The organism is Vibrio sp. K4 (assembly GCF_051122595.1).
Lineage (GTDB): Bacteria > Pseudomonadota > Gammaproteobacteria > Enterobacterales > Vibrionaceae > Vibrio > Vibrio owensii.
The window spans coordinates 1,114,980-1,131,015 of the sequence record NZ_CP178577.1; the positions used below are offsets into that span (position 1 = coordinate 1,114,980).

Below are 16,036 nucleotides of genomic sequence, written 5' to 3' on the forward strand. Positions count from 1 at the left end.
TCAAGAGGGATTCGCAACGCGTGGCATTTTTACTATGCGTTGAATTTAGTGATTAAGGTGGTTTGCGGCGGCTTCGGTATTGCGTTGCTCACCCCTTAGCAGGGCGTTAGCTGACAAGAGGTTATATTGAGAAATTTAGATGTCTTTAATTGTGCTGTTGTTGAGATCTTCCACCTATGCCTACACAACTTTCCAGTCGATACTGATATCGTCACTGGAGATTTGGCGGTTAAAGTCAGTGAGTACTTTGCACAGCAAGATGACGAGGATTTTTTCTATCAGTTTTTGGAAATTGAAAAAATATGTACTTACACGTTGAGTTGGCTTCACAACGAAGATTACATTCGTTTCAACAGGTACAGCGCTACGGAGTCTAGAGCTGTATTAACTGAAAAAGGTCTAAATGCGGTCAACTCTGTTCCAAAGTCGATCAAAGGCGAGAAAACTTTTAAGGACATATTCTCAGGCGGCATATTAAAACTGTCTCAGCCAATCTTAACTGGCGTTGTTGTAGAGTTTTTTAAGCAGCAGTTGGGCAATGTCAGCTAACAAACTGTTTAAGAGTGATTCGCAACGCGTGGCATTTTTACTATGCGTTGGTTTTAGTGTTTAAGGTGGTATGCGGCAGCTTGGGTATTGCGTTGCTCACACCTTAACAGGGCGTTATAGCTCACACTGGTTAATTAGTATGCTGTTCTATTTGTTGGGCTGTTAGGTTAGAATATGATGCTTTCATAGTTAACCCCTGAGAATCTATATGAGTTCTAAAATCAAAGCCTTTTCCGTTAAATCATTTCACTTTGTGAAAAAACATTACCTATTTGCACTAACAGTATGTTTCGTTCTGTTGGGATTGGACCTAATTGATTCAAGATTTTGGGGCTACAAGCCTTCAGATGCCGAGGTTATAGGTGGAAACATTCGAGCAGGTTTGAAGGTCGTCGCAGGCGCAATTTTGCTGGGTTTCTCACTGATATCTTTAACTCTTCATTCCAGAAAGTAACTTGGTATCTATGTCATTAAGTTTTAACGAATAGTGGAATAATTGTGATGAAGTATCTAATTTCCTTAGCCCTAACTCTTTTTCCTATTTCTAGTTTTGCAATGGTCGATGAGTATCAACTTGAACAACTGATAGGATGGACCTTACTCGAGAGTAAACAAATCGAGGGGTATATTACTGAAAGCGGCGAGCGGTCTGATGACTTTGAAGGATGTGATTTTGATATGAGGGTGTTTTTCACAGATGGAACGACTGTGACATGTAACTCTTATGGCTATCAATATGCATTTATGCCAAAAGCTCTCATCTTTGGTAAGTCAGTTAATTATAAAGGAAAGCAGTTTACGCTTTATAAAATGCTGGTTCAGAATCAGCTGTATGACATCAACTAGAGCTATAACAAAGCATTTAAGAGTGATTCCCAACGCTTGGCATTTTTCATTCCATCGTTGGGTTTTGTGTTTACGTTGGCATAGTCAGGTTTTGTGGTAGCGTTGCTCACACCTTAATGCGGCGTTATGTGCTTTGGGAGAAAATGGAAATGGATATTCCCGACAGATTCAAAAATGTAAGATACGTTTCATCCCGCATACCGGGTTGCAAAGATGATTCAGACTTAACGCTTGGAGCTAACTGCCAGGTCTTTGCTTATAACCTGCTCAGAGACTTCGGTCTAAATCCACCTAACTACCGTTCTAGTGAACTGTGGGATGACTCGGAGTTTAGTGAGCTGGTTACTGAGTTTAAGCCGTTAGATATCATGATGTATAACGACTCTACAGACTCATATGGAGCACATGTTGGCGTATATGCTGGTAATGGATTTGTCTACCATCTTTCTTTATCCAACGGCGTGCCTAAGTTTGAGCGTCATATGGACTTGCTTCAACAAAGTAAATATCGGTTTTTTGTTGGCGCCAAGCGTATAAAGCAGTCTGGTGCATAACGTAAGCACGCACATAACAAACTGTTCAAGAGGGATTCGCAACGCGTGGCATTTTTACTGTGCGTTGGTTTTAGTGTTTAAGGTGGTATGCAGCGGCTTCGGTATTGCGTTGCTCACCCCTTAACAGGGCGTTATGTTTTTAATCAACTCCAAGGATTTAGGAGGGTAAAGTGATAAGTCTATTTGAAATGGAACCTGGTTGTTTTGAGCTGTTTCGTGAAAACTTTATACGAGAATACGCTGGTTCTATCAGCTCCAATTATGGCTACTCTGAAAGGAAATCTTTTGAGTTCGCTTCCCTAGACTTCGAGATGAGACTACCCAATAAGCTTGATACTGACGGTAACTATGTCTGTTCGATTAAATTGGGGGAGCTATCTATAGGTCATCTTTGGTACATAGAGAGTGTAGAAGACTCAACCGCTTTTATTTGTGACTTCTTCATAGAGCAAAAGTATCGCAACTCAGGTTATGGCGAATTAGTAATAAAAAACCTTGAATCCCGCCTCAAACAAAGTGGTATTACAAGGTTGAAGCTCCATGTTGCAAGTGGCAATAATGGTGCTTTAAGGCTGTACACTCGTCTTGGGTATGGGATCACAGGGCATAATCTATTCAAAAAGTTTGATTAGCTCGATGAACACCAAAACATAACAAACAATTTAAGGGCGATTCGGCACGCGTGGCATTTTTACTATGCGGTGGTTTTAGTGATTAAGGTGGCATGCGGGAGCATCGGTATGGCGTGCCTCACACCTTAATTGGGCGTTAGGTTTACGAGTTAACATGGGAAGTTAAGGTGGATAAAACTGAGTTGATAAGGCGACTTGAAGAGTTAGGTATAGGACTAGAGCATTTTACAGTCCAGTTAACCGACTACGTCCATAAATGGTCTGAAGCCTATGAGCTAATTGTCAGCGTGATTGCGCCTAACTTGAGTGGTGTGACTATTTATCATATTGGTAGTACAGCGATCCCAGGCTCAATTGCAAAACCGATAATAGATATAGGTATCGCATATAATGATACTTTAACTTTGAAGCAAAACATTCTAGCGCTCGAATCTCTAGGCTTTACTTACAAAGGAGAGCAAGGAGTTCAAGGTCGTTGTTTCTTCACATATTACAACGATGACGAACGCTTTGATTATATCCATGTTCATGCTTATAAGCAGGGCGACTCAAAGTTAAGAAAACATATTCAATTTAGAGATGCTCATATTCAAAGCCGAGAGTTGCTAAGAGAGTACAATGCCCTCAAACAGGGCTTGGTTGCAAGTGGCGTCAGTAGGCAAGATTATCCTGAAGCAAAAGCTGCTTATATTCAAAGAATATTGTCACTTACATCGTGAAATCATAAACCTAACAAACTGTTCAAGAGGGATTCGCAACGCGTGACATTTTTACTATGCGTTAGCTTTAATGGTTAACGTGGTATGCGGCAGCTTCGGTATTGCATTGCTCACCCCTTAACAGGGCGTTATGTACTTGGAGAGAAATATGGATTTTCTCGTAGGCGTAGACCTTCAAGATTCATTTGTTTTGGGGTGGAACTACTGCGATCAAACTTTGGAAATTGAACTAGAGTTCAGCATCTGGCCTGAGTCTGAATACTATAAAACTCCAAAGGTAGGTGAGTATACTTGCTATCGCTTGGGCTCTCTTCTGTTTAACGATGTTTCGAGTATTACTGGGCTCTTGAATCAAAGTGATATACAACCGACCCTAGAGCCTGATGGCTCAAAAGACTATGGAAACATAGAATACTTCGAAAAGAACCAATCATGTTTCAAGGTTGTTGGTAGCTTTGGGACCATAGAGTTTGAGAGCTCAGGTATTCATTTTGAGCTACGTACATAACAAACTGTTCAAGAGGGATTCGCAACGCGTAGCATTTTTACTATGCGTTGGTTTTAGTGTTTAAGCTGGTATGCGGCGGCTTTGGTATTGCGTTGCTCACCCCTTAACAGGGCGTTATGAGTCAATGGAAATTATGACCCAAGAAAACGTAAAAATAGATATCTGCAATCAAGCAATAGAAACCCTTAAACTGAATCGGAGTGTTTTACAGCCTCAGTTGTTTGATTCCATAGAAAAGCAGTTAGAGTGGTTAATCTCTTACTTTGAAGGTACGTCTAATGAAAGATCAAAGTTGTTTGAACTAACTTTTGGACATTATGCTGCCCGAGAAATTGATCCTAGAGAGCGTGATTTGGTCGATGCACTGAATAAAGCGTTTTATGTCGCGGTCCAAACTAGGAAGGGATTAAAATTGGAACTGAGTGTGTTGGGAATTGACTCATAACAAATTGTTCAAGAGGGATTCGCAACGCGTGGCATTTTCACTATGCGTTGGTTTAAGTGATTAAGGTGGTATGCGGTCGCTTCGGTATTGCGTTGCTCACCCCTTAACAAGGCGTTATGTGAACAAAACTGAGATTGATGTCGAGTTTATGAAAATATGATGCTCGACAGTTTCTGAACTGGAACAAATACTATTTCAAATCATAAACTTGGAGCGTCAGCATTGTGAGGTTTGTTTTAGTTGTACTAACACTGAACCATTTCATTTACTTATATTTCGAGCACTTTATCGACGGTGTAATGAGTAACCCTAGCGAAGCAGGTCAAGCTCCTGGGTATGGGATGGTTTACTCATTGTTGCTCTTTCCTTTCCAGCTTTTCCTAGAGCTAGTATTAATTGTCGCTTTGCTGTACCAAACTTTAGTAGTCCGTCAATGGAAAGGGAGCATATGGTACTGGTCTCCTTTTTTATTAACGTTGCTTTTGATCCTAGATATTGGATACTGAGTTTGCATGTTCACATAACAAATTGTTCAAGAGGGATTCGCAACGCGTGGCATTTTTACTATGCGTTGGTGTTAGTGATTAGAGTGGTATGCGGCAACTTCGGTATTGCGTTGCTCACCCCTTAACAAGGCGTTATGTCATAGCACTTCCAATCAACTCCTTGAAAAATAAGTTGTTACCCCCATATTAGTATTAGATATGTATTTCAAGGAGTCGGTATATGGCTAAAGGCATTAAGATGGTTAGGGCTTTGAAGCTTTCAGGCAACATAGAAAGTAACATTAGCATCAAGCATCTTTCCAAATCGGATAATGGTTCAATTTTTTGTGAAGGGGAGAAGTGCCGTACAAAAATTGAATATACTTCTGGGTATACTCGTCAAGCAACTGATACTAAAGTTTTACCTTACTTGAAGCTAGCGAAGGGGGCGTCGCATAAAGAAGGATGTAAAAATTCTACTGCGGGGTCTGTTAAAGTAATTGTTAGTGAGTCTGAAGATATTGAAGGTGCGCCAAATATTTTTGAAGAGTTAAGTGCTGGAAAGTTCACTATTCGATTGAACTTTCTCGCTGATACCCAGTCAAGGTTAAATGAGATTGCAAGCAAAATTTCAACTGAAGACACTAACAGCCCAGCTCTCGGCAAAGAGTATATAGAAACCAAAGAAAGACTGTCGTCATATTGTAGATCTGCTGCAGGAATTGCAAGATTACGTAGTTTATTGCTTGAGCGTAATGATATAAAAGAGCTTGCTTCACTCATGAAAATACAATTCAAAAACACATTCATTAAATGGAATGAGTTTTTTTATGATGACGAAAGATACCATGTACTTTTTAATCGTTGTAATCGAAATGCAATTGAACACCCAATAGCAATGCGTATTACTCCTAAGTATAGAAAGGATAATGGTGGAAAAATTTCTTATCAATGCAGTGCTGAGAACTCAGAAGATACTTCATATGTACCTTGGTTAAACCTAGATGAAGAGTTATCCAATCTAGATTTAGAACTAAATAAATCTTATATCGTGCTGGCTAATCTGAAAGTTACAGGAAGTGGTCGATATAATAATTTGAAGCTTAATATTGTTAATAAAATGCAAATAGTTGCCGAGTGATTGACATAACAAAGCATTTAAGAGTGATTCCCAACGCATGGCATTTTTCATTCCATCGTTGGGTTTTGTGTTTAAGGTGATATGGTTTAGTTTTGTGGCAGCGTTGCTCACACCTTAATGCGGCGTTAGGCATCAGGAGATTCAATGAAACTTTACCATTATATGGATGCACATTACGGATTACAGAACTTAGCAAATAGAAGAATTAAAGCCTCTACGTTTGATAGGTTAAATGATCCTTTTGAGCTATTGGGCATTAACACAAAAAATAAAGATGTCAGAGCGCGATTGAAGAAAATGAAGAATGATGTTGCCTCTGAATTTGGCATTTTGTGTTTTAGCAAAATTTGGTCAAATCCAGTTCAATGGGCACACTATGCTAATAATCACCAAGGAATATGTATTGAACTTGAGTTGGCTGATAATGGTGACGCTCAAAAAGTAAATTATGTTACTCGAAGATTTGATGACTCTTTAATGAATAGTAAGAGTTTCCCTCAGAAGCTTTTATTGTCAAAGTTTAAACATTGGGGGTATGAAAAAGAATACAGAACAGTACGTCAGTTAAAAAACTTTGATTACCATGATGGATTATACTTCCAACCATTTTCTCACGAGATTAGACTTAAGAAAGTTATAATTGGGTGTCAATCGACTTTAACCCGAGAAGAAGTACAACGTCATTTATCAGTAGAAGATTCGGATGTTCCAGTAATTTACGCTAGGGCAGCATTCCAATCATTTAAAATTGTTGAGCACTTAAACAAGTAGATGCCTAACAAACTGTTTAAGAGTGATTCGCAACGCTTGGCATTTTTGCTATGCGTTGCGTTTAGTGTTTAAGGTGGCATGCGGTAGCTTCGATATTGCGTTGCTCACACCTTAACAGGGCGTTAGCTTTCAAGGAGGAAAATTGAGCGCAAGTGACTATATCAAAGAGGTTCGTTCTAAGATTGGAACGATGCCACTTCTTATCCCCGGCGTTGCGGGTGTCATTTTAAATGAAAATAAAGAGCTACTACTTCAGCAAAAATCAGATGGCACATGGAGCCTTCCTGCCGGAATGATTGAACCTCAAGAGTCGCCAGTGCAAGCATTGATCAGGGAAGTTCGCGAGGAAACAGGTTTGGCTGTAAAAGTAGATCGCCTGCTTGGTGTATTCGGCGGTGAGGGTTTTGGTTTTACATACCCAAATGGTGATCAAGTTGAATACACAGTTATCATGTTCAAATGTGTAGTAGAAAGTTGTTCTCAATCCGCACTCGATGATGAAACGGTATGTCTTAAATGGTTTTCAAAAGGTAATATGCCAAGGCTGGAGCTGCCTTACCCGTTGGATTGTTTATTTGCAGAAAATGATTCAGCGTACTTCGTTGGCTAGAAAGCTAACAAATTGTTCAAGAGTGATTCGGCACGCGTGGCATTTTTACTATGCGTTAGTTTTAGTGGTTAAGGTGGTATGCGGAGGCATCGGCATTGCGTGCCTCACACCTTAACAAGGCGTTAAGTGTTTAAGCAATTCCATCGTTGCACAGACTACAGTAGAATACGCAACAGTATTAATAATGAGCTGTAATTATGACCCCTCTAAAAAGTTGTGAACTAGAGTTATCCCGCTTCTTCAACAAGTACTTCAAGTACTGTGCTTCATCGGATGCCGACGATCTTAAAGAGTTACTGTCGGTAATGTGCAGCGCATGCGAGAAGCTAGAAAAAGTAAAATCGGTCAATTTTGGTAATAACAAACGTTATCGCGCTCTAAAGGCGCTGAGAAATTTCGCTACTCATGAATCAGAGTTACTTAATACTTCTAAGGCAATTTCTGTTGCATCTGTAAAGATGGTTCATGCTGAAGTTCAACTAATTAGTTTGTTGCCTGTGGAAGTAGTCGACTATGCGATACGTAATCTAAAGTCGAAGCAGACCATAAAATATTTGAAAGAAGTGACCATCAACTATGGGAAATATGTAGATATATACCCAGCTTTATTCAACTTTACAGTAGACCTCTACTTTGAAGCGGTAAGCCATAACCTTGCTATCGATGGTTCGGGATTTAAAGAACTCGAAAACTCAATAAACTATGAGAAGTTAAATGGCTTTCCTCATTATATAGGTGGGAAAATCATCATGCTCGATGGTTCTGATGTAAACACCTTTATTGAAACTCAAGCTGTGAGTATTGAGAGCAAAAACCGCGAAGTTGCTGAGGCTCCTGTAGGTGAGGATGGACTAAAAAGTTATGTCACAGGTTATGAAAAAATGCCGTTTGATGAAGCGAGTGTGATGAAGAAAGAGGATAAGGACTATATCTTAAATCTTCTAATCGACAGTGGTGTTGTTGCATTAAATGGCAACAAAGTGAGCACTACACGTCCACTTAATCCTATTGAAACTGTTATCGTTCACGAGCACCTAAATAAAAGTGCTTCGAAATTAAACACTTAACAAACTGTTTAAGAGTGATTCGCAACGCGTGGCATTTTTACTATGCGTTGCGTTTAGTGTTTAAGGTGGTATGCGGTAGCTTCGGTATTGCGTTGCTCACACCTTAACAGGGCGTTAGGTTTTTTGAAACGGGTTAACAATAATAAAGAGGTAATTACAATTGAACGTATTCTTAAGTTGGTCGGGAGATAGAAGTAAGGCCATGGCTGAACTGCTTGATACATGGCTTCAATGTGTTATTCAAGCTGTAGATCCATGGATGTCAAGCAAAGACATTGATAGAGGTTCGCTTTGGTTTTCTGAAATAAATGATCAGTTGCAAAATACAACTATTGGTATTATTTGTTTGACGCAAGAAAACAAAAATAAACCTTGGATATTATTTGAAGCTGGTGCATTAGCTAAAGGGCTTAGTAACAGTCGAGTTTGCACTTTTTTAATTGACTTAGAACCTACAGATGTAGGTACTCCATTATCTCAATTTAATCATACATTTCCTACGCAAGAGGGCCTGTGGGAATTAGTAAGAACTTTGAATAATTCATTGAAAGATAAGGCATTAAAGGAGAAAACACTCGAGTTGGTTTTTGAAACATATTGGCCAAAATTCGAAAGGGATTTCAATCAGATATTGAAAGAAACTCCGCAAGCAGAACAAGTAGAGAAGCGTGGTGAAGATGATATCCTTTTGGAAATTTTGAATTCAACGCGGGCAATGGATCGCCGTATCAGACGTATTGAAAGTGAACGTCTGGACGTGAGTAAGCAGAATTTCAAAACGCATCGTGCAGTCGAAAACGATAAACTTGATAGCGCAAGGGATTTAGCGGTCCGTCTCAAGAAAGATGGTCTGCCGGAAGAATTTGTCGAAGATATTTTATCAAAAGAATTTGAGATTCCTCGTTTCATTGCAAAAAACATTATTGATAATTTGCCTTCCTCCGACGAATAAAAACCTAACAAACTGTTTAAGAGTGATTCGCAACGCGTGGCGTTTTTACTATGCGTTGCGTTTAGTGTTTAAGGTGGCATGCGGCAGCTTTGGTATTGCGTTGCTCACACCTTAACAGGGCGTTAGCCCTCAAGGAGAATATAAAAAATTGTTTGAAAATCATTTAAAAAGAACAAAGTTCTTGCTGTTTTTGCAGGGTATATCTGTTGCAGTTACTCTGTTTCTATTATTTACCTTGCTTGCCCAAGTAAATCAATTGAGCTCTTCGAGTCTTTTTCTCACATTTGCAATTGTTTTAGTGATGCTAAGTTTGAATTTGTCTAGTTTTTACGGGTTATTAAAAAAGAAGCTTTGGGTATTTAAGTTAATGATCGTTCTTTATTTAATTCAGATTATAGACATAGAGACACCTAACTTTTCCTTAGCCTTTTCTTTTGGAGTTGAAGTACCGATAAGTGTGAATGTTAATGAAGTAACAGTTTCTCTAAACTTAATGGCAATCTTGGTGGTTTGGTTGTCGTATACAAGTCTTAACCTTTTGAAAAAGGGCTAACAAATTGTTCAAGAGTGATTCGGCACGCGTGGCATTTTTACTATGCGTTGGTTTTAGTGGTTAAGGTGGTATGCGTAAGCTTTGGTATTGCGTGCCTCACACCTTAACAAGGCGTTATGTGGTTGGAGAAAAATTATGAATCCATCAGCGGTTCTTGTTCATGTCTCAGATGTAGCGAAAGGGCTTGAATGGTACAAGAAAGCTTTTCCAGAAGCCGTTCCGGTTTACCATCCTGACTTTGACTTCACAGCGCTTGATCTAAATGGTTTCTCACTAGAAATAGTCAAAGCAGATAAAAAGGTTGGTGCTGGTAAAAGTGGTACAGTTGTTTACTGGTCAGTAGACAATTTATGTGTTGCTCTGGCTCATTTTGAAGAGCTAGGTGCGTGTCTTTATCGTGGACCAATGGAAATTGAAGATGGGCTTTCAATGTGCCAAGTTGAGGACCCATTTGGAAACTTAATAGGACTACGTGGGAAAACCACATAACAAATTGTTCAAGAAGGATTCGCAACGCGTGGCATTTTTACTATGCGTTGGTTTTAGTGTTTAAGGCGGTATGCGGCGGCATCGGCATTGTGTTGCTCACCCCTTAACAAGGCGTTATGAGCCACCATATCAAGGAGAGATATGATGTTAGATAAAGTTAGAGAAATCCTAGAACTCAATAATATTCAGTATGATGGAGAGAATGACGTAGTTTACTGCAAGTTCCGTAAAGCTGGCTCGCAGGTAAGAATTTCCTACGATAACGAAAGTATGAGTTACAAGGTTTCTACTAATGAGTTTTTGCATTCCATAAATGCAGCGTCTAGCTATGGTTTTGCTTTTGCAGCACCGTATATCTTTGATGGTGTTAGTTGGAGTTGGCTAATATCCGCATTATCTATTTTTTCGGGCACGATAGCAGTTACTCAACTACTACTAACTCAATTCAAACTTCTAGATTTGAAGCAGCAATTAAGGCAGTCCGGCATCTACTTGAACTAGGCTCATAACAAACTGTTCAAGAGGGATTCGCAACGCGTGGCATTTTTACTATGCGTTGGTTTTGGTGTTTAAGGTGGTATGCGGCGACTTTGGTATTGCATTGCTCACCCCTTAACAGGGCGTTAGGTTTCTCCGCGGGAAACATCGAATTCGAGGATTTTGGATCATGGATTATCAAACGAAGCTACAACTTGCGCACAAAGAATTAAGTGACAAAGGTGTTTGGAAGTCGAACTACAATCCTCCACTTGTAAAGTTGTTACGTAAACTAGGACTGTGTTTTCCACCACCTTATTATCAAAGCTTCTTTGCAAACGTTATGCTTTGTGTGGCTTTCTTTGCTCCTGTTTGGGGAGTCTTTCAATGGTTTCTTGTGTGGAACGAGTTAGGTAAACCAGTTTTAGAAGCAGTTTTCATTTCGTTACTTACTGGTGCTTTGTTTGGCTTGGTTATGGCAACCTTCTATTACATTAGGCGTAAGCAATTAAATCTAACAGATTGGGGTTCTCTGGGGGAATAAGCCCAAAACCTAACAAACTGTTCAAGAGGGATTCGCAACGCGTGGCATTCTTACTGTGCGTTGGTTTTAGTGATTAAGGTGTTATGCAGCGGCTTCGGTATTGCGTTGCTCACCCCTTAACAGGGCGTTAGCTTATCAGAGGAAGTAATGGAAGAAAGTGCATTTAATATAGCTCAAGCCATATTAGTTTCGTTGGGTGGAGGAGCTGCAATCGTTCTTGGGGCTTCTAGTTTTCTTGGAAAGCTGTGGGCTCAACGAATTTTACAAAAAGAACAGTCTAAAATGGCTTTAGAGATTGAAGAATATAAAAACAAGTTAGGCGAGTTAACTGCAAATAAACAGATAAATTACTATCAAAAATTAGAACTCTATAAGTCAGTATCTGCACCATTGATCGATTTGGTAGCCAACATTACTCATCAGGAAATGCTAACCCGAGATTACATTAGAGGCTTTGACAAACAAAGGCTTCATATGACTGCACAATTAGCACTATTCGCTTCTTCCGATGTTTTCGATATGTTTATGGATTTAATAGACTATATGTATAGCTCCATTGAATCTGACACTTTTGAGTTTCATGTTTTCCGTGTAGATATGCTCAAGTTCTTAAGTGAAGTTCGCCAAGATATTGGTATCTACACGGACGAAATTACCTACAAAGGAAGCAGATAAGCTAACAAACTGTTCAAGAGGGATTCACAACGCGTGGCATTTTCACTATGCGTTGGTTTTAGTGTTGAAGGTGGTATGCGGCAGCATCGGTATTGCGTTGCTCACCCCTTAACAGGGCGTTAGTACGGGTTTGACATCAAAGGTCATCAGTTTTGGTGTTTATCTGTTTTGGCGCTCGTTTTTACACCTTTCAGTTAGTGCCTTTCACGTTATTTCCGGTGGCACTATGTGCGGAGTGTTCGCTTTTATTTCACCGTTTACGGTTTCTAACTCTTAGCCTATTTCTTTGGCGCTTTTTCATTTTCGTGGTGGCTTTTGAGAGAACCTTGATTATTTTTGGTGTGGCTGTTGAAGTACGAGGAAAGAATCCTTTTCTAATTTGAAGCCAGTAAAAGTAGAGCAGTTTAGTGCGTTTTTCTTCTAGCCAACTTTCGTCTCTCAATGGCGGTAAAGTTTTGTAGCTGCCCGTCTCACTTCAGTGTTCAAAGCCTTTCATATCATGCCACTTTTCAATATCTTGGAGCGCACAAATAGAAGTAGCGCATGTACTAACAAATTGCTTAAGAGTGATTCGTAACGCGTGGCATTTTTACTATGCGGTGGCTTATGGGGTTAAGGCGCTGTGCGGTAGCTTTTGTATTGCGTTACTCACACCTTAGCAAGGCGTTATGTAGCCGCGAGAGGGCGGTAAGTTAAAAGGATTTATATATGTTAAATATTCGCCAAGCTTGCATTGAAGATATCAGTGTTATCAAGAAACTACAGTTTCAGCTTAATGAGTATCATCAAGCAAATTTACCTGACGACTTTTTATCACCGGAAGAAATTGAACAAAAAATAGACCTACACAAGATAATCGAAAGTGAAAGCTCAATTTTTCTAGTAGCCGAAATCAATGGTCAGTTAGTAGGTTTGGTTTTTGGTGAGCTATGGGTCCGTAAGTCTTGGACACTCAAACAGCGAAAAATCGCAAGCATTGAACAAATAGTAGTGGATTCATGTTTTAGAGACCAAGGCGTTGGACTGGCGCTAATAGAGGCATTTGAGGAAAGGGCTATTTCTAACGGCGGGGAAGAGCTGTGGTTAGAAGTATACTCTTTCAATGAATCAGCTCTAGCTTTGTATCGCAAAGTTGGTATTGCGCCCAAAATCCAACTTGGACAGAAAGCGCTAGCCTGAAAGTCGGCTACATAACAAATTGTTCAAGAGTGATTCAGCACGCGTGGCATTTTTACTATGCGTTAGTTTTAGTGGTTAAGGTGCTATGCGGAGGCTTCGGTATTGCGTGCCTCACACCTTAACAAGGCGTTATGCCTTTTGGGAGAAAATATGCAGTTTTACAAAGCAGATGAATATCAGGCATCTTGCGAAAACCTGTATCGTAAGTACGAACTTGAGATAGCTACTTTACTTCCAGATGCATCTATTGAGCATATTGGAGCTTCCTCTATCCCCAATGCTGTATCTAAAGGTGACCTAGACATACTTGTTGGTGTTAACGGCAAGGAACTAGAGAATGCAGTAAAGTTACTTTCTACTCTAGGCTTCAACGAAAAATCCGATACGTTAAGAACTCCGGAGCTTTGCATGCTGGAAAATAGCTCAGGTGAGGATGTCGCTTTTCAAGTTGTAGCTAATGGTTCGGAATTTGAGTTTTTTGTGGGGTTTAGAGACAAACTCCGTAAAAGTCCTGAGTTAGTTCAACGATACAATGAGCTGAAAATGTCTTGTACAGGTTGGTCTCAAGAAGAGTATCGTCGGAAGAAATCAGCTTTTATTGAGCGTGTGTTAGGACAGGCATAACAAACTGTTTAAGAGTGATTCGCAACGCGCGGCATTTTTACTATGCGTTGTTTTTAGTGTTTAAGGTGGTATACGGAAGCTTCGGCATTGCGTTGCTCACACCTTAACAGGGCGTTAGTACGGGTTTGACATTAAAGGTTATAAGTTTTGGGTGTTTATCTGTTTTGGCGTTCGTATTTACACCTTTCAGTTTGTACCTCTCACGTTCTTTCCGGTGGCACTATATGCGGAGTGTTCGCTTTGATTTCACCGTTTACGGTTTCTAACTCTTAGCCTATTTCTTTGGCGCTTCTTCATTTTTGTGGCGGCTTCTGAGTGAATCTTTGTTGCTATCGGCGCTGCCGTTGGAGTGCGAGGATTGAATCCTTTTCTAATTTGAAGCAAGTGAAAGTAGGGAAGCTCAGTGCGTTTTTCTTCTAGCTAACTTTCGTCTTTCAATCGAGATAAAGTTTTGTCGTTGCCCGTCTCACTTCAGTGTTCAAAGCCTTTTATATCATGTCACTTTTCAATATCTTGGAGCGCATAAATAGAAGTGGTGCATGTAATAACAAATTGCTTAAGAGTGATTCGTAACGCGTGGCATTTTTACTATGCGGTGGCTTATGGTGATTAAGGCGCTGTGCGGTAGCTTTTGTATTGCGTTACTCACACCTTAGCAAGGCGTTATGTGTTCCGAACGGAGAGAGGAAATAATGACAAAGAGAACACTGGTTTTACTCTATCCGGGGGCTATTTCCTATGAAGTAATGTACGCGATAGAGTGTTTAGGAGCGTATGGGAAAGTTGATATCACCACCCCAGAGAACCACAATCATACCGATTCCTCAGGTCTAAGTATTTGTCCCACTGTTAACTTTGAAGATATAAGTATTACTGACTATCAAGCACTTTTGATACCTGGAGGAAATCCCGATTCAATAATGGGAAGCGACCAAATTGCTAACTTCATCCAGAAAGCTCATGAATCATCATTAGTTATTGGTGGCATATGTGCAGGAGTATTAGTCTTAGCAAGAGCTGGTATTCTAAAAGGCGTTAAAATTACCCATAATTATACGGAAAAATATGCCCCAAAATCTTCGGTACAGCTCACTCGACCATATTGGGAGGGGGCTATCTATGAAGAGTCATTGGTTCAAGTCGACAAGCGCATAGTGACAGCGATGCCCAATGGGTACATTGATTTCGGGCTCGCGGTGGCTGAAGCACTAGAGTTGCTAGATAGTAAGCAAAAACAGTTTATTCTGAGCTACCACAAGCAAGGTGCTCATTAAACACATAACAACTGTTCAAGAGTGATTCGCAACGCTTGGCATTTCACTATGCGTTGCGTTTAGTGTTTAAGGTGGTATGCGGCGGCTTCGGTATTGCGTTGCTCACACCTTAACAGGGCGTTATGTTTTTTGGGGAGAAAATGATGGAATTCAAGCTAGAAATCTATGCACCTGAAACAGAAGTTGTAGCTATCCGTGATGCACTCAACTCAGTTGGCGCAGGTGTTGTGGGTGACTATGACAGCGTTATTTCTATCGTAAAAATTTCCGGGTTCTGGAGACCAACTGAAGGCTCGGAACCTGTTACTGGCGAGAAGGGTGAAATTAATTTTGGTGAAGAAGTCAGAATTGACGTTAGATGCCAAGAGTCTTTAGTTCAAGTTGCACTTGATGCTATTCGAAGAATTCACCCTTACGAAGAACCAGTGATCAATATTTTACCTCTATACAACCATAAGTTTGTCTAGCTACATCAGCACAAACATAACAAACTGTTCAAGAGGGATTCGCAACGCGTGGCATTTTCACTATGCGTTGGTTTAAGTGATTAAGGTGATATGCGGTGGCTTTGGTATTGCGTTGCTCACCCCTTAACAGGGCGTTATGTGAACAAAACTGAGATTGATGTCGAGTTTATGAAAATATGATGCTCGACAGTTTCTGAACTGGAACAAATACTATTTCAAATCATAAACTTGGAGCGTCAGCATTGTGAGGTTTGTTCTAGTTGTACTAACACTGAACCATTTCATTTACTTATATTTCGAGCACTTTATCGACGGTGTAATGAGTAACCCTAGCGAAGCAGGTCAAGCTCCTGGGTATGGGATGGTTTACTCATTGTTGCTCTTTCCTTTCCAGCTTTTTCTAGAATTAGTATTTATTGTCGCTTTGTTGTATCAAACTTTGGTAGTTCGTAAATGGAAAGGGAGCATATGGTAC

Annotated in this window: 21 protein-coding genes; all 21 read left to right on the forward strand. The window is 40.1% G+C overall.

Features of this window, described 5'->3' with window-relative positions; translation table 11 throughout:
* Positions 1 to 126: 126 nt before the first annotated feature.
* The 21 genes from ACLIIY_RS05140 (at position 127) to ACLIIY_RS05240 (ending at position 15,561) form a co-directional block, all read left to right on the forward strand.
* Positions 127 to 549: a hypothetical protein gene (locus ACLIIY_RS05140; protein ID WP_434528229.1), complete on the forward strand. Its 423-nt coding sequence runs from the start codon at positions 127 to 129 to the stop codon at positions 547 to 549.
* Positions 550 to 1,050: 501 nt separating this feature from the next.
* Entirely contained in the window at positions 1,051 to 1,395 is a 345-nt protein-coding gene (locus ACLIIY_RS05145) for a hypothetical protein (RefSeq protein WP_136987132.1), read from the forward strand.
* Positions 1,396 to 1,538: 143 nt separating this feature from the next.
* Positions 1,539 to 1,949, forward strand: coding sequence for a hydrolase (locus ACLIIY_RS05150; protein ID WP_155771253.1), 411 nt, complete (start codon positions 1,539 to 1,541; stop codon positions 1,947 to 1,949).
* Positions 1,950 to 2,119: 170 nt separating this feature from the next.
* The gene (locus ACLIIY_RS05155) at positions 2,120 to 2,581 is read left to right on the forward strand and encodes a GNAT family N-acetyltransferase (RefSeq protein WP_152163203.1); all 462 of its coding nucleotides are present in this window, start codon (positions 2,120 to 2,122) and stop codon (positions 2,579 to 2,581) included.
* Positions 2,582 to 2,748: 167 nt separating this feature from the next.
* Positions 2,749 to 3,300: a GrpB family protein gene (locus ACLIIY_RS05160; protein ID WP_434528230.1), complete on the forward strand. Its 552-nt coding sequence runs from the start codon at positions 2,749 to 2,751 to the stop codon at positions 3,298 to 3,300.
* Between the two features lie 148 nt (positions 3,301 to 3,448).
* Positions 3,449 to 3,808: a hypothetical protein gene (locus tag ACLIIY_RS05165; protein WP_434528231.1), complete on the forward strand. Its 360-nt coding sequence runs from the start codon at positions 3,449 to 3,451 to the stop codon at positions 3,806 to 3,808.
* A 124-nt stretch (positions 3,809 to 3,932) separates the two neighbouring features.
* Entirely contained in the window at positions 3,933 to 4,253 is a 321-nt protein-coding gene (locus tag ACLIIY_RS05170) for an immunity protein Tsi6 family protein (protein WP_434528232.1), read from the forward strand.
* A gap of 726 nt (positions 4,254 to 4,979) precedes the next feature.
* Positions 4,980 to 5,879: a hypothetical protein gene (locus ACLIIY_RS05175; protein WP_107218837.1), complete on the forward strand. Its 900-nt coding sequence runs from the start codon at positions 4,980 to 4,982 to the stop codon at positions 5,877 to 5,879.
* 144 nt (positions 5,880 to 6,023) lie between these two features.
* Positions 6,024 to 6,650 carry a DUF2971 domain-containing protein gene (locus tag ACLIIY_RS05180; RefSeq protein ID WP_065788199.1) on the forward strand — a complete coding sequence of 209 codons (627 nt, stop codon included), beginning with the start codon at positions 6,024 to 6,026 and terminating at the stop codon, positions 6,648 to 6,650.
* A 142-nt stretch (positions 6,651 to 6,792) separates the two neighbouring features.
* Complete coding sequence (locus ACLIIY_RS05185; protein WP_025630548.1) at positions 6,793 to 7,260, forward strand: NUDIX domain-containing protein; 468 nt, start codon at positions 6,793 to 6,795, stop codon at positions 7,258 to 7,260.
* Between the two features lie 197 nt (positions 7,261 to 7,457).
* A complete protein-coding gene (locus tag ACLIIY_RS05190) occupies positions 7,458 to 8,327 on the forward strand; it encodes a hypothetical protein (protein WP_434528233.1) in 870 nt (289 codons plus the stop codon).
* 202 nt (positions 8,328 to 8,529) lie between these two features.
* On the forward strand, positions 8,530 to 9,279 hold the full coding sequence (locus ACLIIY_RS05195) for a toll-Interleukin receptor (protein ID WP_434528234.1): 750 nt from the start codon (positions 8,530 to 8,532) through the stop codon (positions 9,277 to 9,279).
* Positions 9,280 to 9,427: 148 nt separating this feature from the next.
* Positions 9,428 to 9,832 (forward strand): hypothetical protein, encoded by a 405-nt coding sequence (locus ACLIIY_RS05200; RefSeq protein ID WP_025624180.1) that lies wholly within the window; start codon positions 9,428 to 9,430, stop codon positions 9,830 to 9,832.
* 135 nt (positions 9,833 to 9,967) lie between these two features.
* Entirely contained in the window at positions 9,968 to 10,321 is a 354-nt protein-coding gene (locus ACLIIY_RS05205) for a glyoxalase/bleomycin resistance/dioxygenase family protein (protein WP_015296924.1), read from the forward strand.
* A gap of 141 nt (positions 10,322 to 10,462) precedes the next feature.
* A complete protein-coding gene (locus ACLIIY_RS05210; RefSeq protein ID WP_434528235.1) occupies positions 10,463 to 10,822 on the forward strand; it encodes a hypothetical protein in 360 nt (119 codons plus the stop codon).
* 166 nt (positions 10,823 to 10,988) lie between these two features.
* Positions 10,989 to 11,342, forward strand: a complete 354-nt coding sequence (locus ACLIIY_RS05215) for a DUF6404 family protein (RefSeq protein WP_088880715.1) — start codon at positions 10,989 to 10,991, stop codon at positions 11,340 to 11,342.
* Positions 11,343 to 11,489: 147 nt separating this feature from the next.
* Entirely contained in the window at positions 11,490 to 12,017 is a 528-nt protein-coding gene (locus tag ACLIIY_RS05220; RefSeq protein WP_434528236.1) for a hypothetical protein, read from the forward strand.
* Positions 12,018 to 12,725: 708 nt separating this feature from the next.
* Complete coding sequence (locus ACLIIY_RS05225; RefSeq protein WP_005388828.1) at positions 12,726 to 13,196, forward strand: GNAT family N-acetyltransferase; 471 nt, start codon at positions 12,726 to 12,728, stop codon at positions 13,194 to 13,196.
* Between the two features lie 150 nt (positions 13,197 to 13,346).
* The gene (locus tag ACLIIY_RS05230) at positions 13,347 to 13,820 is read left to right on the forward strand and encodes a GrpB family protein (RefSeq protein ID WP_103025304.1); all 474 of its coding nucleotides are present in this window, start codon (positions 13,347 to 13,349) and stop codon (positions 13,818 to 13,820) included.
* Positions 13,821 to 14,512: 692 nt separating this feature from the next.
* Complete coding sequence (locus ACLIIY_RS05235; RefSeq protein WP_434528237.1) at positions 14,513 to 15,094, forward strand: DJ-1/PfpI family protein; 582 nt, start codon at positions 14,513 to 14,515, stop codon at positions 15,092 to 15,094.
* Positions 15,095 to 15,234: 140 nt separating this feature from the next.
* The gene (locus tag ACLIIY_RS05240) at positions 15,235 to 15,561 is read left to right on the forward strand and encodes a hypothetical protein (protein WP_434528238.1); all 327 of its coding nucleotides are present in this window, start codon (positions 15,235 to 15,237) and stop codon (positions 15,559 to 15,561) included.
* The last annotated feature ends 475 nt before the right edge of the window (positions 15,562 to 16,036 follow it).

Excerpts from the sequence above, each read along its gene's own strand:
- ACLIIY_RS05145 (WP_136987132.1), top strand. The coding sequence starts at position 1,051 with ATGAAGTATCTAATTTCCTTAGCCCTAACTCTTTTTCCTATTTCTAGT.
- ACLIIY_RS05150 (WP_155771253.1), top strand. The coding sequence starts at position 1,539 with ATGGAAATGGATATTCCCGACAGATTCAAAAATGTAAGATACGTTTCA.
- ACLIIY_RS05165 (WP_434528231.1), top strand. The coding sequence starts at position 3,449 with ATGGATTTTCTCGTAGGCGTAGACCTTCAAGATTCATTTGTTTTGGGG.
- ACLIIY_RS05170 (WP_434528232.1), top strand. The coding sequence starts at position 3,933 with ATGGAAATTATGACCCAAGAAAACGTAAAAATAGATATCTGCAATCAA.
- ACLIIY_RS05175 (WP_107218837.1), top strand. The coding sequence starts at position 4,980 with ATGGCTAAAGGCATTAAGATGGTTAGGGCTTTGAAGCTTTCAGGCAAC.
- ACLIIY_RS05180 (WP_065788199.1), top strand. The coding sequence starts at position 6,024 with ATGAAACTTTACCATTATATGGATGCACATTACGGATTACAGAACTTA.
- ACLIIY_RS05190 (WP_434528233.1), top strand. The coding sequence starts at position 7,458 with ATGACCCCTCTAAAAAGTTGTGAACTAGAGTTATCCCGCTTCTTCAAC.
- ACLIIY_RS05195 (WP_434528234.1), top strand. The coding sequence starts at position 8,530 with ATGGCTGAACTGCTTGATACATGGCTTCAATGTGTTATTCAAGCTGTA.
- ACLIIY_RS05205 (WP_015296924.1), top strand. The coding sequence starts at position 9,968 with ATGAATCCATCAGCGGTTCTTGTTCATGTCTCAGATGTAGCGAAAGGG.
- ACLIIY_RS05210 (WP_434528235.1), top strand. The coding sequence starts at position 10,463 with ATGATGTTAGATAAAGTTAGAGAAATCCTAGAACTCAATAATATTCAG.
- ACLIIY_RS05215 (WP_088880715.1), top strand. The coding sequence starts at position 10,989 with ATGGATTATCAAACGAAGCTACAACTTGCGCACAAAGAATTAAGTGAC.
- ACLIIY_RS05220 (WP_434528236.1), top strand. The coding sequence starts at position 11,490 with ATGGAAGAAAGTGCATTTAATATAGCTCAAGCCATATTAGTTTCGTTG.
- ACLIIY_RS05225 (WP_005388828.1), top strand. The coding sequence starts at position 12,726 with ATGTTAAATATTCGCCAAGCTTGCATTGAAGATATCAGTGTTATCAAG.
- ACLIIY_RS05230 (WP_103025304.1), top strand. The coding sequence starts at position 13,347 with ATGCAGTTTTACAAAGCAGATGAATATCAGGCATCTTGCGAAAACCTG.
- ACLIIY_RS05235 (WP_434528237.1), top strand. The coding sequence starts at position 14,513 with ATGACAAAGAGAACACTGGTTTTACTCTATCCGGGGGCTATTTCCTAT.
- ACLIIY_RS05240 (WP_434528238.1), top strand. The coding sequence starts at position 15,235 with ATGATGGAATTCAAGCTAGAAATCTATGCACCTGAAACAGAAGTTGTA.